The following is a 22,594-nucleotide window of genomic DNA, read 5'->3' on the forward strand; positions in this document are numbered from 1 at the left end:
CGCCGCCGCGCGGGAGATCAGATCAGGCGGTTGTCGGGCAGGCGCTTCGCGATTTCCGCGACGAGCGTGTGCGCGAGTTCGTCCTTCGGTGCACGCGGCAGGCGCGTGAGGCCGGCGGCCTCGAACAGCACGACTTCGTTGTCGTCGCGACCGAACGTCAGCGGGCCGAGGTTGCCGACGAGCAGCGGCACGTTCTTGCGTTTGCGCTTCTCGTCGCCATGCACGTCGAGATCGCCGCTTTCGGCCGCGAACCCGACGCAGAACGGCGGATCGGGCAGTGCCGCGACCGACGCGAGGATGTCGGGATTCTCGACGAACGCGAGCGTGGGCACCTTGTGGTCGGCCGTCTTCTTCATCTTGTGCTCGGCCGGCTGGGCGACGCGCCAGTCGGCCACGGCGGCCACCGCGATGAAGATGTCGGCATCGGCGACGGCATGCATGACCGCGTCATGCATCTGCTGGGCCGTCTGCACGTCCTGGCGGTAGACGCCCCACGGCGTGTCGAGCGCCACCGGCCCCGCGACGAGATGCACGTCGGCGCCGGCCTGCTGTGCGGCCCGCGCGAGCGCGAAGCCCATCTTGCCGCTCGAGCGGTTCGTGAGGCCGCGCACCGGGTCGAGCGGTTCGAACGTCGGGCCGGCCGTGATCAGCACGCGCCGGTGCGCGAGCACCTTCGGCGCGAAGTGCGCGACGATCGCTTCATAGATCGCCTCGGGTTCGAGCATGCGGCCGTCACCGACTTCACCGCACGCCTGCGCGCCCGAATCCGGGCCGAGCACCGACACGCCGTCCGCGCGCAGTTGCGCGACGTTGCGCTGCGTGGCCGGGTTCTGCCACATCTGGCGGTTCATTGCGGGAACGACGAGCAGCGGGCAATCGCGCGCGACGCACAGCGTCGACAGCAGGTCGTCCGCGAATCCGTGCGCGAGCTTGGCGAGGAAGTCCGTCGACGCGGGCGCGATCACGATCGCGTCGGCTTCGCGCGACAGGTCGATGTGCGCCATGTTGTTGTCGACGCGCGCGTCCCACTGGCTCGTGTAGACGGGCCGGCCAGACAGCGCCTGCATCGTGACGGGCGTGATGAACTGTGTGGCGGCTTCGGTCATCGCGACCTGTACGGTCGCGCCGGCCTTCGTGAGCAGCCGGGTGAGCTCGGCGATCTTGTAGCAGGCGATGCCGCCCGTCAGGCCGAGAACGAGGTGTTTTCCTGCGAGTTCTGCGTGTGCCAACTCAGGCCTCCAAGGGTCGAACGGAACGGCCGGCGCGAAGCCGGCCGTCGACGCCGAGTATGCGCGCTTAGCGCGAGCCGCGCACGCGACGCAGTTCGTCGTAGATCAGCAGCACTGCGCCGACCGTGATCGCGGAATCGGCGAGGTTGAACGCCGGGAAATGCCAGGCGCCGAGATGGAAATCGAGGAAGTCGATCACGTGGCCGTAGACGAGCCGGTCGATCACGTTGCCGAGCGCGCCGCCGAGGATCATGGCGAGCGACAGGCTGAACAGCCGCTGCTGGCCATGACGCTTCAGCAGGAAGCAGATCACGAGCGTCGCGCCGATGCCGAGCGCGGTGAACGCCCAGCGTTGCCAGCCGCCTGCGGTCGACAGGAAGCCGAACGCAGCGCCGCGGTTGTACACCAGCACGAGGTTGAAGAACGACGTCAGCTCGTGCTGCGCGCCGTACACGAACGTTTTCAGGATCGCGATCTTCGACAGTTGATCGAACAGGATCACGATCAGCGAAATGCCGAGCCAGGGCGCAAGCGCGCCGCTGGCCGGTTTCGACAGGGTTTTCGCCATATTTAAGCAGCGCTCCGGATTTCGCCGTTTTCGAACAGGTTGGAGAAGCAGCGGCCGCACAGCGTCGGATGATCGGCGTGCGCGCCGACGTCTTCACGGTAGTGCCAGCAGCGTTCGCACTTCTGGTACGTCGACGCGGCCACGTCGACGCTTTCTTGCGCTTCGTCGTCGACCTTGACGACCGTCGCCGCCGACGTGATCAGCACGAACTTGAGATCCTCGCCGAGGCTCGTGAGCGCGTCGTAGCGTGCGCCGCTCGCATGCACGGCGACTTCGGCCTGCAGCGACGAACCGATGCGGTTCGCGGTGCGCGCTTCCTCGAGCGCCTTCGTCACGTTGCCGCGCACATCACGCAGCAGCGCCCACTTCTCGATCAGCGCGGCCGAGCCGGCGACTTCCGGATACGCGTAGTAGGTTTCCGTGAAGATCGTGTCGCTGGCCGGCTGGAACACCTTCCACGCTTCCTCTGCCGTGAACGACAGGAACGGCGCGAGCACGCGCAGCAGGCCGTGCGTCAGGTGGTACAGCGCCGTCTGCGCGGAGCGGCGTGCGCGCGAATCGGCCGCGCTCGTGTACAGGCGGTCTTTCAGCACGTCGAGGTAGAAGCCGCCGAGATCTTCCGAGCAGTACGTCTGCAGTTTCGCGACGACCGGGTGGAATTCGTACTTTTCGTAGTGGCCAAGCAGTTCCGTCTGCAGTTGCTGCGAGAACGCGACCGCATAGCGGTCGATCTCGAGCCATTCCTCAACCGGCACCGCGTGCTGCGCGAAGTCGAAGTCCGACAGGTTCGCGAGCAGGAAGCGCAGCGTGTTGCGGATGCGGCGATAGCCTTCGGTCACGCGCTTCAGGATTTCCTCGGAGATCGCGAGCTCGCCCGAGTAGTCGGTCGAGGCGATCCACAGGCGGATGATTTCCGCACCGAGGCGGTTCGCGACTTCATGCGGGTCGATGCCGTTGCCGAGCGACTTGCTCATCTTGCGGCCTTCGCCGTCGACCGTGAAGCCGTGCGTGAGCAGGCCCTTGTACGGTGCGCGGCCGTCGATCATCGATGCCGTGAGCAGCGACGAGTGGAACCAGCCGCGGTGCTGGTCCGAGCCTTCGAGGTAGAGGTCGGCCGGGAACTGCAGCTGATCCTTGTGCGAGCCGCGCAGCACGTGCCAGTGCGTCGTGCCCGAATCGAACCACACGTCGAGCGTGTCGCGGTTCTTTTCGTACAGGTTCGCGTCGTCGCCGATCAGCTCGCGCGGGTCGAGCGTCTGCCACGCCTCGATGCCCGACTGCTCGACGCGCTTCGCGACTTCCTCGAGCAGCTCGAGCGTGCGCGGATGCAGCTCGCCGGTTTCCTTGTGCACGAAGAACGCCATCGGCACGCCCCACTGGCGCTGGCGCGACAGCGTCCAGTCGGGACGGTTCGCGATCATGCTGAACAGGCGCTGCTTGCCCCACGACGGGTAGAACGCGGTCGCGTCGACGCCTTCGAGCGCCGTTTCGCGCAGTGTCTTGCCGCCGTCGCGCGGCGTGACGTCCATGCCGGCGAACCACTGCGACGTCGCGCGGTAGATGATCGGCGTCTTGTGGCGCCAGCAGTGCATGTAGCTGTGCGTGTACTTCTCGCTGCGCAGCAGCGAGCCGGCCGCGTTCAGCGCCTCGACGATCTTCGGGTTCGCGTCCCAGATCGACAGGCCGCCGAACAACGGCAGCGATTCGATATAGCGGCCGTCGCCCATCACCGGGTTGATGAAGTCCGAGTCGGTCATCCCGTGCGCCTTGCAGGACATGAAGTCCTCGATGCCGTACGCGGGCGACGAGTGCACGACGCCGGTGCCGGTGTCGGTCGTCACGTAGTCGCCGAGGTAGACGGGCGCGGTGCGCTTGTAGCCGGGGTGGGCCGATGCGAGCGGGTGGTGGAAGCGCAGGTTCGCGAGCTTCACGCCCGGCGTGGTCGCGACGACGCGGCCGGTCAGCTTGAACTCCTCCATGCACGCGGCGACGCGCTCTTCCGCGATGATCAGCAGCCCGCGCTCGGTGTCGACCAGCGCGTAGACGATTTCCGGATGGAGGTTCAGCGCCTGGTTGGCGGGAATCGTCCACGGCGTGGTGGTCCAGATCACGATGCCGCCCTCGGCGCGCGGCAGGGCCGGCAGGCCGAACGCCTGCGCGGTCTTTTCCGGTTCCGCGAACGCGAACATCACGTCGATCGTCGGGTCGGTGCGGTCCTTGTACTCGACCTCCGCCTCAGCGAGCGCCGAGCCGCAGTCGAAGCACCAGTTCACCGGCTTCAGCCCGCGATACACGTAGCCCTTCTCGATGATCTTGCCGAGCGCGCGAATCTCCTCCGCCTCGTTGACGAAGTTCATCGTCTTGTACGGGTTGGCCCAGTCGCCGAGTACGCCCAGACGCTTGAAGCCGACCTTCTGCTTCTCGATCTGCTCGGTCGCGTACGCGCGCGCCTTGCTCATCACTTCGGCCGCCGGCAGCGACTTGCCGAACTGCTTCTCGATCTGGATCTCGATCGGCATCCCATGGCAATCCCAGCCCGGCACGTACGGTGCGTCGAAACCGGCCATGTTGCGCGACTTGACGACGATGTCCTTCAGGATCTTGTTGACGGCGTGGCCGAGGTGGATGTCACCGTTCGCATACGGCGGGCCGTCATGCAGGATGAACTTCGGACGGCCGGCGCTGGCCGCGCGGATCTTCTCGTAGATGCCGCGCTCTTCCCATTCCTTGACCCACTGCGGCTCGCGCTTGGGCAGGTCGCCGCGCATCGGGAACGGCGTGTCGAGCAGGTTGACCGGATACTTGGCCTGCGGTTTCGAATCGGCTTTCTTGTTGCTCATGATGGGATCGCTATCTAAATCTCGGGGGACGCGCGAGCGTCGTGAATCGGGTAGGCGCGCGAGTGAGCGGCGCGAGGGTGCGGCGCGAAGGCGCCGCCATCCGGATCAGCTAATTCGGTCGGTGGCCGACGTCGAGAAGCCCGTGGCGCGGCTGCCCGGCGCACGGTCGCGCTCGATGAAATACGCGCGCGCATTGGCGACGTCCAGCGCGATCGCGCGCGACAGCGCCTCGAGATCGTCGAATTTCGCCTCGTCGCGCAGCTTCTTCAGGAATTCGACGCGGATGAGCTTGCCGTACGCGTCGCCGTGCCAGTCGAGCAGGTGGACTTCGAGCAGCACGCGGCCCGAATCGTCGACGGTCGGGCGCAGGCCGAGGCTCGCGACGCCCGGCAGCGGGGCGGGGCCGAGGCCGTGCACCTGCACGACGAAGATGCCCGCGAGCGCCGGCCGCTTGTGTGCGATCGGCAGGTTCAGCGTCGGGAAGCCGAGGTCGCGGCCGAGCTTCAGCCCGTGCGCGACGTGGCCGCTGATCGCATAGCCGTGGCCGAGCGCCTGCGCGGCCGCATCGAGATCGCCGGCCGCGAGCGCGGCGCGCACGCCCGAGCTCGAGATGCGCGTGCCGTCGCTGCCCGCCACCGTGCCCATCTGCTCGACCTCGAAGCCGTATTGCTCGCCGGCCGCCTTCAGCGTGTCGAAGGTGCCCGCGCGCTTCGCGCCGTAGCAGAAATCGTCGCCGACCATCATCCAGCGCGTGTGCAACCCGTTCACCAGCGTGCGTTCGACGAACGCCTGCGGCGACTGGCTCGCGAACGTGTGGTTGAAGTGCTCGACGACCACGCGGTCGACACCGTGATCGCGCAGCGCCTCGAGCTTGTCGCGCAACATCGCGATGCGCGGCGGCGCACCGGCCGGGTTGAAGAATTCGCGCGGGTGCGGCTCGAACGTCATCACGCACACGGGCAGGCCGCGCGCGTCCGCTGCCGCGCGCACGCGCGCGAGCAGGGCCTGGTGGCCGCGATGGACACCGTCGAAGTTGCCGATCGTCAGCGCGCACGGGGCGCGGCTCTCGGCGTTGGGCAGGCCGCGGAAGACTTTCACGATAGCGGATGCAGCGTCGGGGAATGGGCGGTGGGGTGCCGCAAAGCACAAGATTATAAACGTTCGGGCGGGCCGGCGGCCGAGAAGGCGGGAAACGCGGGGGCGAATGGTAAAATTCGCGGATGAAAAAACTCGTGATCCTGATTTCCGGTCGCGGCAGCAACATGGAGGCCATCGTCCGCGCGTGCGCGCAGGAACGCTGGCCGGCCGAGATTGCTGCCGTGATCGCCAACCGGCCCGATGCGGCCGGCCTGGCTTTTGCCGCGTCGCACGGGGTGGCGACCGCGGTGGTCGACCACCGGTCGTTCGACGGCCGCGACAGCTTCGACGCGGCGCTTGCCGCCGAAATCGACCGCTTTGCTCCCGATCTCGTGGTTCTCGCCGGCTTCATGCGCATCCTCACGCCCGCATTCGTCAGACGATACGAAGGCCGGCTGCTGAACATCCACCCGTCACTGTTGCCGAGTTTCAAGGGCATCCACACGCACCAGCAGGCGCTGGATGCGGGTGTCGCGCTGCATGGCGCGAGCGTGCATTTCGTGATTCCCGAGCTCGACAGTGGCGCGATCGTCGCGCAGGGCGCGGTGCCGGTGCGCGCGGGCGACGACGCAGCCGCGCTCGCGCAGCGTGTGCTGACGGTCGAGCATGTGCTGTATCCGCGCGCGGTGCGCTGGTTCATCGAAGGCCGTCTGCGCCTCGAGAACGGCCGTGCAGTGGTCGCGCCGGAGGAGGCGCGCTGGATTTTCGCGGATCAACCGCATACCGAAACGAGTGAGGGCGTATGAAACTGCACGGATTCCTGATCGGCCAGACCGAGACTTTGCTGGCCGAGGTGCTGAAGTTCGCCGGCCCCGCCGATGCGACGACGAGCCGGTTCTTCCGCGCGCATCCGAAGCTCGGGCACGCCGAGCGCGGCGTGATCGCCGAGGCCGTGTTCGCGGTGCTGCGCCGGAAGATGGAGTTTTCGCACCTCGCCGAGAGCGGTACCGGCACGCCCGCGCGACGCCTCACGCTGCTCGGCCTGATGCAGACGGCCGGCCGCAATGCGCTGAAGCCGTTCCTGTCGGACACCGAGTCCGCGTGGCTCGAACACGTGTCGAAAATCGATCCGGCGAGCCTGCCCGTGCGCATTCGCACGAATCTGCCCGACTGGATTTACCAGGCGCTGTCGGCCCGTTTCGACGGCGAGGAGCTCGCGCAGCTTGCCGCCGCGCTGAACTACCCGGCGCCGCTCGACCTGCGCGCAAACGCGCAGAAGGCGACGCGCGACCAGGTGATCGAAGCGCTGCGCGTGAGCGGCATCGATGCGGGCGCGACGCCGTTCGCGCCGTTCGGCGTGCGCGTGGTCGGCAAGCCGGCGCTGACGCGCCTGAAGCTGTTCGAGGAAGGCGCGATCGAGGTGCAGGACGAAGGTAGCCAGCTGCTGTGCTCGCTGGTCGCGCCGCGCCGTGGCGAGATGGTCGTCGATTTTTGCGCCGGTGCGGGCGGCAAGACGCTTGCGCTGGGCGCGATGATGCGCTCGACCGGGCGCCTCTATGCGTTCGATGTGTCGGAAAAGCGCCTGGCGAAGCTGAAGCCGCGCCTCGCGCGCAGCGGCTTGTCGAACGTGAATCCCGTGCTGATCGACAGCGAGCACGACGCGAAGATCAAGCGGCTCGCCGGCAAGATCGACCGCGTGCTGGTCGATGCGCCGTGCAGCGGCCTCGGCACGCTGCGCCGCAACCCGGATCTGAAGTGGCGCCAGACGCGCACGGCAATCGACGAGCTGACGCCGAAGCAGGCGTCGATCCTCGCGAGCGCCGCGCGCCTGGTGAAGAAGGGCGGCCGGCTCGTCTACGCGACCTGCAGCGTGCTCGACGCGGAGAACGAACGCATCGTCGAACAGTTCCTGGCCGACCATCCCGAGTTCGTGCTGGTGCCGGCGCAGAAGGTGCTGGAAGACCAGCGCATCGAGCTGGAGACGGGGGACTACCTTTCGCTGTGGCCGCACCGTCACGCGACCGACGGTTTCTTCGCCGCGGTGCTCGAACGGCGCGCCGCGCAATAACGGCAGGCCGGACGGACGATGGAGAATCTGCAGAGCCGCCTGCTGTCGCACCGGCTGGCCTCGGTCATCCGCGATTTCCACCAGCCGGTGATGATCTGGCAGGCGGCGATCCTCATCGGCGCGCTGTGCTTCGCATGGGTGGCCGCGCGCTTCGTGCACGGCCGGATCGATGCGCGCCGCCGGGCGGCCGGACGTGCGCCCGGGGCGGGCGCGCAAAGCCTGAAGCGCGCGTTGTTCCCGTTGTTCGGCAGCGTGTTCGTGGGCGGCGCGCAGCTTGCGTTCGACCCGTTCATGTCGACGTCGCTGCTGTCGCTCGCGCTCGTGCCGCTGTTCGGCATCGGGCTGATCTACGTGCTGTTCTTCTTTGCGCGGCGCGTGTTCGCGCGCGATGGCCACACGCATGCGTGGCTGTCGATCGTCGAGAAGATCGTGTCGACCGTCGTGTGGGCCGCGATGGTGCTGACCGTGCTCGGCATTCAGCGTGACGTGCTCGGCTGGCTCGACAGCGTGCAGTTCCGTGTCGCCAATGCGCACCTCACGCTGCTGTCGGTGATTTCCGGCGCGCTGTGGGTATGCGTGACGCTGATGGTCGCGATGTGGCTCGGCTCGGTGCTCGAGGATCGTCTTGCGCGCGCGACCACGCTCGACGCGAACCTGAAGGTCGTGCTGTCGCGGGTCGGCCGCGCGCTGCTCGTGTTCGCGGCGATCCTGATCGGGCTGTCGCTGGTCGGCATCGACGTGACGGTGCTCGGCGTGTTCGGCGGCGCGGTGGGTGTCGGCCTCGGTTTCGGGCTGCAGAAGATCGCCAGCAACTACGTGTCGGGCTTCATCATCCTGCTCGACCGCTCGCTGCGGCTCGGCGATGCGATCAGCGTCGGCGGGCTGCAGGGCGTCGTTACGCAGATCCGCACGCGCTACACTGTCGTGCGCGGCCTCGACGGCAACGAGACGCTGATCCCGAACGAAAAGTTGATCACCGACGTCGTGCAGAACCAGTCGTCGTACCTGACGCGCGGCTACGCGAAGGTCGCGGTGCAGGTCGCGTACACGAGCGATGTCGAGCACGCGCTCACGCTGCTCGCCGATGCAGCCAAGGGCGTGCCGCGCGTCCTGGCGGAGCCCGCTCCGACCCCGTATCTGGTGGGTTTCGGTGCGGACGGGATCGACCTGGAGCTCGGTTTCTGGATCGAGGATTCGGCGAAAGGCACGTCCGGCGTGCGTTCGACCGTGAACCGCAACATTTGGCGCCTGTTCAGCGAGCACGGGATCTCGATTCCGTTCCCGCAGCGCGAAGTGCGCGTCGTCGGGTTGCCCGACGGCTTTGCCGCCGCGGGCGCGGCGGCCGGCAACGGCGCCGTGAACGGGCACGCACCGGCCGCGTGACGCGCGCCGGTCGCCAAACGTATCGACCCCGCGGCCGGAACCGGATCGCGGGCCTTTCCAAGTCCGCTCATGGACTGGGTTTGTTGCGTCAGGGCAAGAAAATGTTCATTTTTTACAAAGACTTGGAACGGTTGAAGTAAAATTCTGGTCTACACGCGGTATGCTTTCATTTTTCTGACGTCTGGCGCGGGCCGGCGTCGCTCTCATCACAGGTAACTGCCTTGTTGAATTCCCTGCTCGATTTTCTTTCCCACGGGCTCCTGCATTTTTCGTGGTGGCAGGTCGCGCTGTTCGCGCTCGCCGTCACGCACGTCACGATCATCGGCGTGACGGTCTACCTGCACCGCTGCCAGGCGCACCGCGCGCTTGAACTGCATCCGATCGCGAGCCACTTCTTCCGGCTCTGGCTGTGGATGACGACCGGCATGCTGACCGGCCAGTGGGCCGCGATTCACCGCAAGCACCACGCGAAGTGCGAGACCGAGGAAGATCCGCACAGCCCGCAGACGCGCGGCATCTGGAAGGTGTTCCTCGAAGGCGCCGAGCTGTATCGCGCGGAAGCGAAGAACGAAGAAACGATGCGCAAGTTCAGCCACGGCACGCCGAACGACTGGATCGAGCGCAATATCTACTCGAAGTACCCGATCCTCGGCGTGAGCCTGATGATGGTGATCGACGTCGCGCTGTTCGGCGTGCTCGGCCTCACCGTGTGGGCCGTGCAGATGGTCTGGATTCCGTTCTGGGCGGCTGGCGTCGTCAACGGCTTCGGTCACTTCTGGGGCTATCGCAACTTCAACTCGGCCGACGCGAGCACGAACCTGTTCCCGTGGGGCATCGTGATCGGCGGCGAAGAGCTGCACAACAACCACCACACGTTCGCGACATCGGCGAAGCTGTCGAACAAGTGGTACGAGTTCGACATCGGCTGGATGTACATCCGCATCATGTCGGCGTTCGGTCTTGCGAAGGTGAAGAAGGTCGCGCCGACGCCGCGCCTGAACAAGCCGAAGACGGTGCTCGACCAGGAAACGCTGCAGGCCGTGCTGTCGAACCGCTACGAAGTGATGGCGCGCTACGGCAAGGCCGTGAAGCGTGCGTACCGTCAGGAGCTCGCCCACCTGAAGGAAATCGGCGGCGAGAAGTACCAGATGATGCGTGGCGCGCGCAAGTGGTTCCACAAGGACGCCGACGGCCTCGACGAGCCGCAGAAAAAGCTGCTGCCGGAAATCTTCGCGAACAGCCAGAAGCTGCACACGTACTTCCAGCTGCGCCAGGATCTCGCCGCGATCTGGGATCGTTCGACCGCATCGCGCGAACAGCTTCTCGCACAATTGCAGGATTGGTGCCATCGCGCAGAACAAAGCGGCATCAAGGCGCTGCAGGAATTCGCGACGCGCCTGCGCCGCTACGCCTGATTCGAAATCGATTAGAATCTAAGGACGTCAAAAACCCCGCGTTGGCGGGGTTTTTTTATTTGGTCCGCCGGTTTTTGAAGGGTGATCGGCAGGGCCGGATTGGTATGAGGCTTGGGACAGCGTGGAAGTGTTGTTCCGGGGCGAGATCAGGGATGGGGTCAGCGTTGGCGCCAAAGCGCGAACTCGGATCGACCGCGAAGCATGGGACCGGCGTCAGCGCTCAAGCGCCAACGCTGGTCGACTGGAGATATGGAGATGCAATCGACGATCAAACCCGTCGAGTACGACCGGCCCGTTGCAGCAGGGACCGTGTGCGGCGTGGGGCAGGCATGGGCCAAGGTGCCCGATGCACCGTCCGCCGAAGAGCGGGCTGCGCTGAAGGAGCGCATCAAGGCATTGCTCGTGCGTGAAAAGGCCGTGCTGGTCGCGCACTACTACGTCGACGCAGAGTTGCAGGAGCTCGCCGACGAAACCGGCGGCTGTGTCGCCGATTCGCTTGAAATGGCCCGCTTCGGCCGTGACCACGACGCGCAGACGCTGATCGTCGCGGGCGTGCGCTTCATGGGCGAAACCGCGAAGATCCTGAGCCCGAACAAACGAATCCTGATGCCCGATCTCGACGCGACCTGCTCGCTCGACCTCGGCTGCCCGGTCGACGAATTCTCGGCGTTCTGCGATGCGCATCCGGACCGCACCGTCGTCGTCTACGCGAATACGAGTGCCGCCGTGAAGGCGCGCGCGGACTGGATGGTCACGTCGTCGATCGGCCTCGAGATCGTGGCCGACCTGCACGCGCGCGGCGAGAAGATCATCTGGGCACCGGATCGCCATCTCGGTCGCTACATCCAGAAGAAAACCGGCGCGGACATGCTGCTGTGGCAAGGCTCGTGCCTCGTTCACGACGAGTTCAAGGGCATCGAGCTCGACCTGCTGCGCGCCGAGTATCCGGACGCGAAGGTGCTCGTCCACCCCGAATCGCCGGAAAACGTCGTCGCGCAGGCTGATGTGGTCGGCTCGACCACGCAGCTGATCGACGCGGCGGTCAAGTTCGACGCCACGCATTTCATCGTCGCGACCGATCTCGGCATCCTGCACAAGATGCAGCTTGCGGCGCCCGGCAAGACCTTCATCGCCGCGCCGACGGCGGGCAACAGCGCCACCTGCAAGAGCTGCGCGCACTGCCCATGGATGGCGATGAACGGCCTCGCGAACCTTGCCGACGTGCTTGAGCGCGGTCACAACGAGATTTTCGTCGATCCCGCGATCGGCGAGCGCGCACGCCTGCCGATCGACCGTATGCTCGATTTCGCGGCCGCACACAAGAAGCGCGTACAGGCGAGCGGCGATCTGCAACGCGATCAGCAACTGTTTGCGAACGTGGGGGCTGCATGACGAGTTCGGCCGTATCCCCGCTGTTCGACATCGTCCGCGAGCAATACGGCGCGGCATTCGACGACGCGATCGCGCGCAACGTGGCCGATGCAATCGCGGAAGACGTCGGCACCGGCGACCAGACCGGGCGGCTCGTACCGGCCGGCGAGCGTCGCCGTGCCCGCATCATCGTGCGCGAGGAGGCCGTGCTGTGCGGTGTGCCGTGGTTCGAGGCCGTGATCGCCCGGATCGATCCGGCGATCGCCGTGCAATGGCGCTATCGCGAAGGCGACCGGATGATGCCCGATTCGACCGTCTGCGAACTCGAAGGGCCGGTGCGCGCGCTGCTGACGGCCGAACGCAACGGGTTGAACTTCCTGCAACTGCTGTCGGGCGTGGCGACCGCCACGCGTCGTTACGTCGATCGTGTCGAAGGTACGCGCACGAAGATCCTCGATACGCGCAAGACGCTGCCGGGCCTGCGGCTTGCGCAGAAGTATGCGGTGCGCGTCGGCGGCGGCGAGAACCAGCGTCTCGCGCTGTATGACGGCATCCTGATCAAGGAGAACCACATCGCGGCGGCAGGCGGGGTCGGCGAGGCGCTCGACGCGGCGTTCGCGCTGGAGTCGGGCGTGCCCGTGCAGGTCGAAGTCGAGACGCTTGCGCAACTCGATACGGCGCTCGCGCATCGCGCGCAGTCGGTGCTGCTCGACAACTTCACGCTCGACATGATGCGTGAAGCGGTGCGCGTGGCGAACGGCAAGGCCGTGCTCGAAGTGTCGGGCGGCGTCAATTTCGATACGGTGCGTGCGTTCGCGGAGACGGGGGTCGACCGGATCTCGATCGGCGCGCTGACGAAGGACGTGCGCGCGACGGACTATTCGATGCGGATCGTCGACTGACCGAACGCCGTCGATCAGACAAAAAAGCCGTTGGCGCTGAAACGCCAACGGCTTTTTTTGTGCGGCCGCCGCCCGGAAGGGCGTACCGCTCAGCGACGCGCGCGCGGCGTGAGCACGCTCGGCAGCGCCTTCGGCAGCGAGTTAGGCCAGTCGCGGCTGTAGTGCAGCCCGCGGCTTTCGTGGCGCGAGTGTGCGCTTTTCACGATCAGCGTCGCCACGTCGACGAGGTTGCGCAGTTCGAGCAGGTCGCGCGTCACGCGGAAGTTCGCGTAGTACTCGTGGATCTCGTCGCGCAGCAGCGACAGCCGGTGCTTTGCGCGCTCGAGGCGTTTGTCGGTGCGCACGATGCCGACGTAGTTCCACATCAGGCGGCGCAACTCGTCCCAGTTGTGCGCAACGACGACTTCCTCGTCCGCATCCGACACGCGGCTTTCGTCCCAGGCGGGCAGCGTGGCCGGCGTATCGGCATCGAAGCCGGCTGCCTCGATCGCCTCGGCCGCTGCGCGGCCGATCACGAGGCATTCGAGCAGCGAGTTGCTGGCGAGCCGATTCGCGCCGTGGAGCCCCGTGTACGACGTTTCTCCGACCGCATACAGGCCCGCGAGATCGGTGCGCCCGGCGAGGTCGGTGACGACGCCGCCGCACGTGTAGTGTGCGGCCGGCACGACGGGAATCGGCTGTTTCGCGATGTCGATGCCGAATTCGAGGCAGCGCGCGTGGATCGTCGGGAAGTGTTCGCGCAGGAATGCTTCCGGCTGGTGGCTGATGTCGAGATATACGCAGTCGATCCCGCGCTTCTTGATCTCGAAGTCGATCGCGCGCGCGACGATGTCGCGCGGCGCGAGTTCGGCGCGCGGATCGTGCGCGGGCATGAAGCGCGTGCCGTCGGGCAGCTTCAACAGGCCGCCTTCGCCGCGTACGGCTTCCGAAATCAGGAACGATTTCGCATACGGATGGAACAGGCAGGTCGGGTGGAACTGGATGAACTCCATGTTCGACACGCGGCAGCCCGCGCGCCACGCCATCGCGATGCCGTCGCCGGTCGCGGTGTCGGGGTTCGTCGTGTACAGGTAGACCTTGCCGGCGCCGCCCGTCGCGAGCACCGTATGCGGCGCCTCGATCGTGATCGTGCGGTCGTTGTCGACGTCGAGCACGTACAGGCCGTGACAGCGGCGGCCGGGCAGGCCGAGCCGGTCCGACGTGATCAGGTCGATCGCGTGGTGGTTTTCGAAGAACGTGATGTTCGGATGCTGGCGCACACGCGCCGACAGTGTTGCGAGCACCGCATGGCCGGTCGCGTCGGCCGCATGAATGATCCGGCGGTGGCTGTGGCCGCCTTCGCGTGTGAGGTGGAAGCCGAGCTCGGCCGCGTCGTCCTTCGTGAACGGCACGCCCTGCGAGATCAGCCATTCGATTGCTTCGCGGCCGTGCTCGACGATATAGCGCGTCGCGCCTTCGTCGCACAAGCCGCCCCCGGCGACCAGCGTGTCGTCGACGTGGTTCTCGATGCTGTCCGCCGAATCGAGGACAGCCGCGATGCCGCCTTGCGCGTTATCGCTCGCGCCCTCCATCATCGAACGTTTCGCGATCAGCGCGACACGTCGCGTGCTGGCCAGGTTGAGCGCGACCGACAGCCCTGCCAGGCCGCTGCCGACGATCGCCACGTCGAATTTCATGCTGCATCTCCATCGTTGCGCTTTTGATCTTGTGCGTTCCGGCGGCCGTGGCCGCGGAAAGGGGAGAGCATACCGCGTCGCGCCGGAGCGTGCGTGCAAAACAAAAAGCCCCGCAGGTGCGGGGCTTTTCGGTCGCCGTCAGGCTGGCAGAAACCGGAGATTACTTGATCTTGGTTTCTTTGTATTCCACATGCTTGCGGACGACGGGATCGAACTTCTTGATCGCCATCTTTTCCGGCATGTTGCGCTTGTTCTTCGTGGTCGTGTAGAAGTGACCCGTACCAGCGGTCGACTCGAGCTTGATCTTGTCGCGTGCGCCTTTTGCCATGATTGTGCTCCTTGGGCTTAGGCTTCGCCGCGTGCGCGCAGGTCAGCGAGCACGGAATCGATGCCGTTCTTGTCGATCAGGCGCAGGCCGGCGTTCGAGACGCGCAGGCGCACCCAGCGGTTTTCGCTCTCTACCCAGAACCGGCGGTTTTGCAGGTTCGGCAGGAAGCGGCGCTTCGTCTTGTTGTTGGCGTGGGAAACGTTGTTGCCGCTCATCGGCGCTTTCCCAGTTACTTGGCATACGCGTGCCATGAGAGCACTCCTAATACGCTAAATTCGGGGTTCGATCGCCGATGAAGGTTCCATCGTACCGCCACGTGATCCATGGCTGCACTCAGAACGCCGAAGCCCTTACAGACAAGGCCCTTCGATGGCTAGAACTGGTTGGAAAAAAGACAGACGGCGATTCTAGCAGAAAAAGTTCAGAAAAATCAAACCTAATTTCGCATCGCCGTTGCGGCGCCCTTGGGCGGGCCGCAACCGCACAGTCTACAGCCAACCGGCCCGTGCGAACGAAAAAGTATCGCTGGTGCCGATCACGACGTGATCGAGCAGCCTGACATCGACGAGCGCGAGCGCGTCGTGCAGCACGCGGGTCAGGCGGCGATCTTCCGCGCTCGGCTGCACCGCGCCCGACGGATGGTTGTGCGCGACGATCAGCGCCGCGGCGTTGTGCGCCATCGCGCGGCGCACGATCTCGCGCGGGTAGACGGCCATGCGCGTCAGCGAGCCGCGCGTGATTTCCTCCATATCGATCACGCCGTGGCGCGCGTCGAGGTAGACGGCGGCGAAGACTTCGTGCGGGCGCGCGCCGATCTTCAGCCGCAGATAATCCTCGACCGCGCCGGGCGAATCGATCTGCTTCTTCTCGCGTGCTTTCTCCTTCAGCACGCGCCGCGCGATCTCGAGGACCGCAACCAGTCGTGCGGAGCGCGCAGGCCCGATGCCGGGGTGCGCCTCGAAATCGTCGGCGGTTGCCTCGAGCAGCCCGCGCAGCGTCTTGAACTGCACGACCAGTGCGCGGGCGGTGACGAATACGTCGTGCCCGGGCTTGCCGGTGCCGAGCAGCAGTGCGATCAGTTCGTCGTCGGTCAGTGCGTCCGGCCCGCGCTCCAGCAATCGCTCGCGCGGCCGCTCGGGCCGCCAGCCGCGCGGGCGGCGCTTGCGGCGGTGGATCGGGAGGGCACGGCCGGGCGGATCGGCCGGCAGGTCGGTGCTGTCGCGGCATTCGACGGGCGGCAGGGCTAGGCAGGGTGACAGCATGCTCGAAACTCCGTTGGCGGCGGGCAGTGTGCGCGACGTCGTCGCACTTTCCGCCTTGCGCGCTCAGGTGACTTACAATATTGGCTTTGCGCCGGGCCTTTCGGCCGTATCGGGCGCCGACTGAACGAGTAATTCATGAGCCTCATCGATCTATCCGAAGTGAAGCCCGGTTCCCACGTCACGTTGCATTACCGGCTGGCACTGGCCGACGGCGCCGATATCGTCAACACCTTCACCGACAAGCCGGCCACGCTGCTGCTGGGCGCGGGGCAACTGGCGCCGTCGCTGGAACAGATTCTGATCGGGCTCAGGGTTGGCGACCATTCGACTTTTCAGCTAACGCCCGAACAGGGGTTCGGTCCCCGCAATCCCGACATGCTCCAGCGCGTCACGCTGTCGACGCTGCGCGAGAACGGGATGGTCGGCGACGATTTCACGCCGGGCGAACTGATCGAGTTCAACGCGCCGGACGGCGGCCGATACGCGGGGGTGCTGAAGGAAGTCGGCGAAACCTCGGCACTGTTCGACTTCAATCATCCGCTCGCGGGCCAAGCGCTCACGTTCGAAGTGAAAATCATCGGAATCCTGTAATCATGAGCACCACCGATACGCTGTCCGGGCAGACCGTCGCCGCCGATGCCGAAATCCTGCTGGCCCAGCCGCGCGGTTTCTGCGCGGGCGTCGATCGTGCGATCGAGATCGTCGAGCGCGCCATTGCGATGCACGGTGCGCCGATCTACGTTCGTCACGAGATCGTCCACAACAAGTACGTGGTCGAGGATCTGAAGAAGAAAGGCGCGATCTTCGTCGAGGAACTCGAGGAAGTGCCGGCCGGCAATACCGTGATCTTCAGCGCGCACGGCGTGTCGAAAGCCGTGCGCGACGAAGCCGACGTGCGCGGGTTGCGCATTTACGACGCAACCTGCCCGCTCGTCACGAAGGTGCACGTCGAAGTGGCGAAGATGCGCCAGGACGGCGTCGACATCGTCATGATCGGGCACAAGGGCCATCCGGAAGTCGAGGGCACGATGGGGCAGGTCGAGCGCGGCATGCATCTCGTCGAGAGCGTCGAGGACGTGCAGAAGCTCGAACTCGCCGATCCCGAACGCATCGCGCTCGTCACACAGACGACGCTGTCCGTCGACGACGCAGCCGAGATCATCGGAGCGTTGAAGGCCAAGTATCCGAAGATCCGCGAGCCGAAGAAGCAGGACATCTGCTATGCGACGCAGAACCGCCAGGACGCCGTGAAGTTCATGGCGCCGCAGTGCGATGTCGTGATCGTCGTCGGCAGCCCGAACAGCTCGAATTCGAGCCGCCTGCGCGAAGTGGCCGAGAAGCGCGGCGTGGACGCGTACATGGTCGATGCGCCTGACCAGATCGATCCGGCATGGGTCGCAGGCAAGCGTCGTATCGGCGTGACGGCCGGCGCGTCGGCCCCCGAAGTGCTCGCCCAGGCTGTAATCGCGCGGCTGCGCGAGCTCGGTGTGCGCAATGTGCGCGCGCTCGACGGCATCGAGGAAAACGTGTCGTTTCCGCTGCCGCGCGGGTTGAACCTGCCGCCCGCTGCCTGATTGACGCATCGCACCTGCGGAACACCGAAGCGCGCCTTACGGCGCGCTTTTTTTTGCCTGTCGAAATGGCAATCGCAACCATTATTCGGATTAATGGTGCAACCGGGTTGCCCCGAGCGTTTTCAAGCGTCTCTCAAAATTGGTTGCAATGCAGGAAAACCCCATCGAATCAGGATTATTGGCGTCCTATAAATGGAGTTACAATGCGCCCGTTTTCAGGCCTGAACGGCCTTGAAATCGGGTTTGGGCAAGGCGCGGGAGACCATTCAATGCATGTGAAGTTGGCTTACGCCGTGTCCGTCGCCGCACCGGTTGCAATGCTTGCCGGCTGCAGCAAAAAGAGCGACGACGGGGCGGGGAGGGAGGCTGCGGTGCTCGCGGCATCGCCGACCCGTGGCGTGCGCGTCGCCGGAACCGGTCGTGCGGCACCGTTCGCGTGCTGCATCGCGCAATTGGGCAAGGACAAGGAAAACGGGGCACGTTTGGCGATCGAGGAAATCAACGCGCTTGGCCTGGCGAACGGTCAGGCCGCGGGTACGCAGGTTGCAACACAGCAAGCCGCCGGTCGTGGCGTGACAGCGACCGTCCGCGCCGCTCGACGCAGGCCGGCCATGGTGCCCGGCGCTACGGGCAGCGTGCCGATGCCGCCGGCCCCCTTTCATTTCGATTCGACGAAACAGCGCGTTGCCGCGAGCAATGATGTCGCGGCGCGCGGTCTGGTTCGCACGATGGATTCCGACGCAGTCCTGACGAATGTCGGGCGCGGTGTTCACGCTGCCTTGCGAGGTGGCGCGGCACGGAATCCGAACTGCCCGCGTGCGGGGCGTGCCTCGCACCGGACGGGAAAAGGCACGGATGCCGGGCAACCGGACGATGGCCGTCTCGGCATGCTGCCCTACGACTTCAAGGAGGCCACGAACACCGTCCTCGACGTCGTGACGATTTAGCGACGGGACTCATGACGGCACCGGAACAGTGCGGTGCCGTTTTTGTATCCGCTCCGGCGGCAGGTCCGGCCGTACAGGCCGGGCGGCGCGCGCCGGGACGATCCACCCTTACCGGTATCGACTAGTACCCGCAGTGTCGCCGAGAAGGCGCGATTCCTCGCTTACCCGCGGGGCGCAACGTCCTCCGGCTGCACGGGCCAAGGAGCTTTAAATGGATATTTTCGTCCAGCAGGTTCTCAACGGGCTGGTGCTCGGCAGTGTCTACGCCATCATCGCGTTGGGCTACACGATGGTGTACGGCATTCTCGGCATCATCAACTTTGCGCATGGCGACGTGCTGATGATCGGCGCGATGGTCGCCCTGTCTGCCATCACCGTGCTGCAGAACCATTTCCCCGGACTCGGCAACGTCGCGACGCTGACGATCGGCCTGGGCATCGCCGCCGTCGTCTGTGCATTCGTCGGCTTCACGATCGAGCGGGTCGCATACCGGCCGCTGCGTCGCGCACCGCGCCTCGCCCCGCTGATCACCGCGATCGGCGTGTCGATCCTGCTGCAGACCGCCGCGATGATCATCTGGTCGCGCAACCCGCTGCCGTTCCCGCAATTGCTGCCGACCGATCCGATCAACGTGATCAAGGCGACCGACACGACGCCCGGCGCCGTGATCTCGGTGACTGAAATCGTGATCATCGCGGTGGCGTTCATCGTGATGGCCGGCCTGCTGCTGCTCGTGCACAAGACCAAGCTCGGCCGTGCGATGCGCGCGATCGCCGAAAGCCCGAACACCGCGAGCCTGATGGGCGTGAACCCGAACTTCGTGATCTCCGCGACGTTCATGATCGGCTCCGCGCTCGCCGCGCTGGCCGGCGTGATGATTGCATCCGAATACGGCAACGTGCACTTCTACATGGGCTTCATCCCCGGCATGAAGGCATTCACGGCCGCGGTGCTGGGCGGGATCGGCAACCTCGGCGGTGCGATGGTCGGCGGTGTGCTGCTCGGCCTGATCGAGCAGCTCGGGGCCGGCTACATCGGCAACCTCACGGGTGGCGTATTCGGCAGTAACTACCAGGACGTGTTCGCCTTCATCGTGCTGATCATCGTGCTGGTGTTCCGTCCGTCCGGCCTGCTGGGCGAACGTGTCGCGGATCGCGCGTAACGGAAGGGAGCAAACAACATGACATCCATTCAACCGATCGAATCCTCGACGTCGCTCGTCGAAGAGCGCAACACCGCCAAGACCGTCATCATCGGCCTCCTGACCGCGGTCCTCGTGATCGCGGCGCCGATCGTCATCGGCTCGGCCGGCGGCAACTACTGGGTCCGCGTGCTCGATTTCGCGATGCTGTACGTGATGCTCGCGCTGGGCCTGAACGTGGTGGTCGGCTTCGCCGGCCTGCTCGACCTCGGCTACATCGCGTTCTACGCGGTGGGCGCTTACACGGCGGCGCTGCTGAGCTCGCCGCACCTGACCTCGCAATTCGAGTGGATCGCGGCGCTCGCGCCGAACGGCCTGCACATCCCGTTCCTGATCATCGTGCCGATCGCGATGGCGCTGGCGGCGACCTTCGGGATCCTGCTCGGCGCGCCGACCCTGCGCCTGCGCGGCGACTACCTGGCGATCGTGACGCTCGGCTTCGGTGAAATCGTCCGGATCTTCATGAACAACCTCGACCGTCCGGTGAACATCACCAACGGCCCGAAGGGGATCACGGGCATCGATCCGGTGCACCTCGGCGACTTCAGCCTCGCGCAGACGCACTCGCTGTTCGGGATCCAGTTGCCGTCGGTCTACATGTATTACTACCTGTTCGTGCTGTGCTCGCTGCTGGTGATCTGGGTGTGTACGCGCCTGCAGCACTCGCGTATCGGCCGCGCATGGGCGGCGATCCGCGAAGACGAGATCGCGGCGAAGGCAATGGGCATCAACACCCGCAACGTGAAACTGCTCGCATTCGCGATGGGCGCGTCGTTCGGCGGCCTGTCGGGTGCGATGTTCGGTTCGTTCCAGGGCTTCGTGTCGCCGGAATCGTTCACGTTCTGGGAATCGATCGTCGTGCTGGCCTGCGTGGTGCTCGGCGGCATGGGCCACATCCCGGGCGTGATCCTGGGTGCGGTGCTGCTCGCGATCTTCCCGGAATTCCTGCGCTCGACGATGAGCCCGCTGCAGCATGCGCTGTTCGGCCACGACGTCGTCGATACGGAAGTGATCCGTCAGGCGCTGTACGGCCTCGCGATGGTGGTCATCATGCTGTACCGCTCGGAAGGCCTGTGGCCCGCGCCGAAGCATGAGGACAGGATCGCGAAACTGGCGAAGCGCAACAGCAAGAAGCCGGTGCGCGCTTAACCTACGGACACAGGGGATACACACATGAGCGACAAACAAATCCGGCTGTCCGTCAAAGGCGTGAACAAGCGCTTCGGTGGCCTGCAGGCGCTGTCCGACGTCGGCCTCGAGATCAAGGAAGGCGAGATCTACGGGCTGATCGGCCCGAACGGCGCCGGCAAGACGACGTTCTTCAACGTGATCACGGGCCTCTACACGCCGGACTCCGGCGAGTTCAAGCTCGACGGCACGGAATACAAGCCGACCGCGGTGCATCAGGTCGCGAAGACGGGTATCGCGCGCACGTTCCAGAACATCCGCCTGTTCGGCGGGATGACGGCCCTCGAGAACGTGATGGTGGGCCGCCACGTGCGCACCAAGCACGGGCTGCTCGGCGCGGTGTTCCAGACGCCGGCCGAACGCCAGGAGGAGCGCGAGATCAAGGAACGCGCGATCGAGTTGCTCGAATACGTCGGCGTGCTCCAGTACGCGGACTACACGTCGCGCAACCTGTCGTATGGCCACCAGCGCCGTCTCGAGATCGCGCGCGCGCTGGCGACCGATCCGAAGCTGCTCGCGCTCGACGAGCCGGCGGCCGGGATGAACGCGACCGAGAAGGTCGAACTCACGCGCCTGCTCGACAAGATCCGCTCGGATGGCCGCACGATTCTCCTGATCGAGCACGACGTGAAGCTCGTGATGGGGCTGTGCAACCGGATGACGGTGCTCGATTACGGCAAGGTGATCGCCGAGGGTCTGCCGCAGGACGTGCAGAAGAATCCGAAGGTGATTGAGGCATATCTCGGCGCAGGGGTGCACTGATGGCAGCGGCAATGTTGAAAATCAAGGGCTTGCAGGTCAACTACGGCGGCATCCAGGCCGTCAAGGGCGTTGACATGGAAGTTCGTCAGGGCGAGCTCGTGACGCTGATCGGCGCGAACGGCGCAGGCAAGACCACGACGATGAAGGCGATCACGGGTCTCAAGGCGTACTCGGCGGGCGACATCGAGTACGACGGCAAGTCGATCAGGGGCATTCCGACGCACGAGCTGCTCAAGCGAGGCCTCGCGATGGTGCCGGAAGGTCGCGGGATCTTCGCGCGGATGTCGATCGTCGAGAACATGCAGATGGGCGCGTACCTGCGCAACGACACCGAGCAGATCAAGAAGGACGTCGACCGCATGTTCGGCTTCTTCCCGCGCCTGAAGGAGCGGGCGACGCAGCTCGCGGGCACGCTGTCGGGCGGCGAGCAGCAGATGCTGGCCATGTCGCGCGCGATCCTCTCGAAGCCGAAGCTGCTGCTGCTCGACGAGCCGTCGATGGGCCTGTCGCCGATCATGGTCGAGAAGATCTTCGAAGTGGTGCGTGAAATCTCGAAGGAGGGCATCACGGTGCTGCTCGTCGAGCAGAACGCGCGCCTCGCGCTGCAGGCGGCCGACCGCGGCTACGTGATGGATTCGGGCACGGTCACGATGGAAGGCGATGCGAAGCAGATGCTCGACGATCCGAAGGTGCGTGCCGCGTACCTGGGTGAATGAGTGAGTGAATGAGCGGGCCCGGTGGTGTGCGACGGCAGGTGCCGGGCACGCCGCACACGGGCTGTCGAAAGGCTGTCACGGGATGCC

At 65.6% G+C, this 22,594-nt stretch carries 22 protein-coding genes; 14 read left to right on the forward strand and 8 right to left on the reverse strand.

All coding sequences use genetic code 11. From position 1 onward, the window contains the following. Window positions 1-17 precede the first annotated feature (17 nt). The 4 genes from coaBC to HWX36_RS03890 form a co-directional block, all read right to left on the reverse strand. Window positions 18-1,229 carry a bifunctional phosphopantothenoylcysteine decarboxylase/phosphopantothenate--cysteine ligase CoaBC gene (coaBC, locus tag HWX36_RS03875; protein ID WP_175950955.1) on the reverse strand — a complete coding sequence of 404 codons (1,212 nt, stop codon included), beginning with the start codon at window positions 1,227-1,229 and terminating at the stop codon, window positions 18-20. A gap of 67 nt (window positions 1,230-1,296) precedes the next feature. After that, on the reverse strand, window positions 1,297-1,797 hold the full coding sequence (gene lspA, locus HWX36_RS03880) for a signal peptidase II (RefSeq protein WP_175950956.1): 501 nt from the start codon (window positions 1,795-1,797) through the stop codon (window positions 1,297-1,299). Between the two features lie 2 nt (window positions 1,798-1,799). Next, the gene (ileS, locus tag HWX36_RS03885) at window positions 1,800-4,637 is read right to left on the reverse strand and encodes an isoleucine--tRNA ligase (protein ID WP_175950957.1); all 2,838 of its coding nucleotides are present in this window, start codon (window positions 4,635-4,637) and stop codon (window positions 1,800-1,802) included. 105 nt (window positions 4,638-4,742) lie between these two features. Next, on the reverse strand, window positions 4,743-5,735 hold the full coding sequence (locus tag HWX36_RS03890) for a bifunctional riboflavin kinase/FAD synthetase (protein ID WP_175950958.1): 993 nt from the start codon (window positions 5,733-5,735) through the stop codon (window positions 4,743-4,745). Window positions 5,736-5,857: 122 nt separating this feature from the next. Between HWX36_RS03890 and purN the strand changes: the two genes are divergently transcribed. The 6 genes from purN to nadC all read left to right on the forward strand — a co-directional run bounded on the left by purN (window position 5,858) and on the right by nadC (window position 12,853). After that, window positions 5,858-6,520 (forward strand): phosphoribosylglycinamide formyltransferase, encoded by a 663-nt coding sequence (gene purN / locus HWX36_RS03895; protein WP_011352958.1) that lies wholly within the window; start codon window positions 5,858-5,860, stop codon window positions 6,518-6,520. Further along, entirely contained in the window at window positions 6,517-7,782 is a 1,266-nt protein-coding gene (locus HWX36_RS03900) for an RsmB/NOP family class I SAM-dependent RNA methyltransferase (protein WP_175950959.1), read from the forward strand. Before purN ends, HWX36_RS03900 begins: the two co-directional genes overlap by 4 nt. An 18-nt stretch (window positions 7,783-7,800) precedes the next feature. Further along, the gene (locus HWX36_RS03905) at window positions 7,801-9,165 is read left to right on the forward strand and encodes a mechanosensitive ion channel domain-containing protein (RefSeq protein ID WP_175950960.1); all 1,365 of its coding nucleotides are present in this window, start codon (window positions 7,801-7,803) and stop codon (window positions 9,163-9,165) included. A gap of 221 nt (window positions 9,166-9,386) precedes the next feature. Then, entirely contained in the window at window positions 9,387-10,580 is a 1,194-nt protein-coding gene (locus tag HWX36_RS03910; RefSeq protein WP_175950961.1) for an acyl-CoA desaturase, read from the forward strand. A 255-nt stretch (window positions 10,581-10,835) separates the two neighbouring features. Further along, window positions 10,836-11,972 (forward strand): quinolinate synthase NadA, encoded by a 1,137-nt coding sequence (nadA, locus tag HWX36_RS03915; RefSeq protein ID WP_175950962.1) that lies wholly within the window; start codon window positions 10,836-10,838, stop codon window positions 11,970-11,972. Continuing rightward, on the forward strand, window positions 11,969-12,853 hold the full coding sequence (gene nadC / locus HWX36_RS03920) for a carboxylating nicotinate-nucleotide diphosphorylase (RefSeq protein ID WP_175950963.1): 885 nt from the start codon (window positions 11,969-11,971) through the stop codon (window positions 12,851-12,853). Before nadA ends, nadC begins: the two co-directional genes overlap by 4 nt. 89 nt (window positions 12,854-12,942) lie before the next feature. Here the strand turns inward: nadC and nadB are convergent, their stop codons facing one another. The 4 genes from nadB to radC form a co-directional block, all read right to left on the reverse strand. Next, on the reverse strand, window positions 12,943-14,529 hold the full coding sequence (gene nadB / locus HWX36_RS03925) for an L-aspartate oxidase (RefSeq protein ID WP_175950964.1): 1,587 nt from the start codon (window positions 14,527-14,529) through the stop codon (window positions 12,943-12,945). Window positions 14,530-14,689: 160 nt separating this feature from the next. Then, window positions 14,690-14,857: a 50S ribosomal protein L33 gene (gene rpmG / locus HWX36_RS03930; RefSeq protein WP_006478046.1), complete on the reverse strand. Its 168-nt coding sequence runs from the start codon at window positions 14,855-14,857 to the stop codon at window positions 14,690-14,692. A 17-nt stretch (window positions 14,858-14,874) separates the two neighbouring features. Next, window positions 14,875-15,108, reverse strand: a complete 234-nt coding sequence (gene rpmB, locus HWX36_RS03935) for a 50S ribosomal protein L28 (protein ID WP_004186391.1) — start codon at window positions 15,106-15,108, stop codon at window positions 14,875-14,877. A gap of 237 nt (window positions 15,109-15,345) precedes the next feature. Continuing rightward, window positions 15,346-16,119, reverse strand: coding sequence for a DNA repair protein RadC (radC, locus tag HWX36_RS03940; protein ID WP_175950965.1), 774 nt, complete (start codon window positions 16,117-16,119; stop codon window positions 15,346-15,348). Between radC and HWX36_RS37575 the strand changes: the two genes are divergently transcribed. The 8 genes from HWX36_RS37575 (at window position 16,118) to HWX36_RS03975 (ending at window position 22,507) form a co-directional block, all read left to right on the forward strand. After that, window positions 16,118-16,243, forward strand: a complete 126-nt coding sequence (locus tag HWX36_RS37575) for a hypothetical protein (RefSeq protein WP_256093565.1) — start codon at window positions 16,118-16,120, stop codon at window positions 16,241-16,243. The genes radC and HWX36_RS37575 overlap by 2 nt on opposite strands. Before the next feature lie 11 nt (window positions 16,244-16,254). Beyond that, entirely contained in the window at window positions 16,255-16,710 is a 456-nt protein-coding gene (locus tag HWX36_RS03945) for a peptidylprolyl isomerase (protein WP_175950966.1), read from the forward strand. A 2-nt stretch (window positions 16,711-16,712) separates the two neighbouring features. Then, window positions 16,713-17,693, forward strand: coding sequence for a 4-hydroxy-3-methylbut-2-enyl diphosphate reductase (gene ispH, locus HWX36_RS03950; protein WP_011352949.1), 981 nt, complete (start codon window positions 16,713-16,715; stop codon window positions 17,691-17,693). Window positions 17,694-17,962: 269 nt separating this feature from the next. Next, the gene (locus HWX36_RS03955; protein WP_244136321.1) at window positions 17,963-18,640 is read left to right on the forward strand and encodes an amino acid-binding protein; all 678 of its coding nucleotides are present in this window, start codon (window positions 17,963-17,965) and stop codon (window positions 18,638-18,640) included. Between the two features lie 211 nt (window positions 18,641-18,851). Further along, on the forward strand, window positions 18,852-19,802 hold the full coding sequence (locus HWX36_RS03960) for a branched-chain amino acid ABC transporter permease (RefSeq protein ID WP_011352947.1): 951 nt from the start codon (window positions 18,852-18,854) through the stop codon (window positions 19,800-19,802). Window positions 19,803-19,820: 18 nt separating this feature from the next. Further along, window positions 19,821-20,990 (forward strand): ABC transporter ATP-binding protein, encoded by a 1,170-nt coding sequence (locus HWX36_RS03965; RefSeq protein WP_175950968.1) that lies wholly within the window; start codon window positions 19,821-19,823, stop codon window positions 20,988-20,990. Between the two features lie 24 nt (window positions 20,991-21,014). Next, entirely contained in the window at window positions 21,015-21,791 is a 777-nt protein-coding gene (locus HWX36_RS03970; protein WP_011352945.1) for an ABC transporter ATP-binding protein, read from the forward strand. Next, a complete protein-coding gene (locus HWX36_RS03975; protein ID WP_175950969.1) occupies window positions 21,791-22,507 on the forward strand; it encodes an ABC transporter ATP-binding protein in 717 nt (238 codons plus the stop codon). The genes HWX36_RS03970 and HWX36_RS03975 overlap by 1 nt, the downstream gene beginning before the upstream one ends. The last annotated feature ends 87 nt before the right edge of the window (window positions 22,508-22,594 follow it).

The organism is Burkholderia sp. BCC0405, from assembly GCF_902833075.1.
In the GTDB taxonomy this organism is placed as follows: domain Bacteria; phylum Pseudomonadota; class Gammaproteobacteria; order Burkholderiales; family Burkholderiaceae; genus Burkholderia.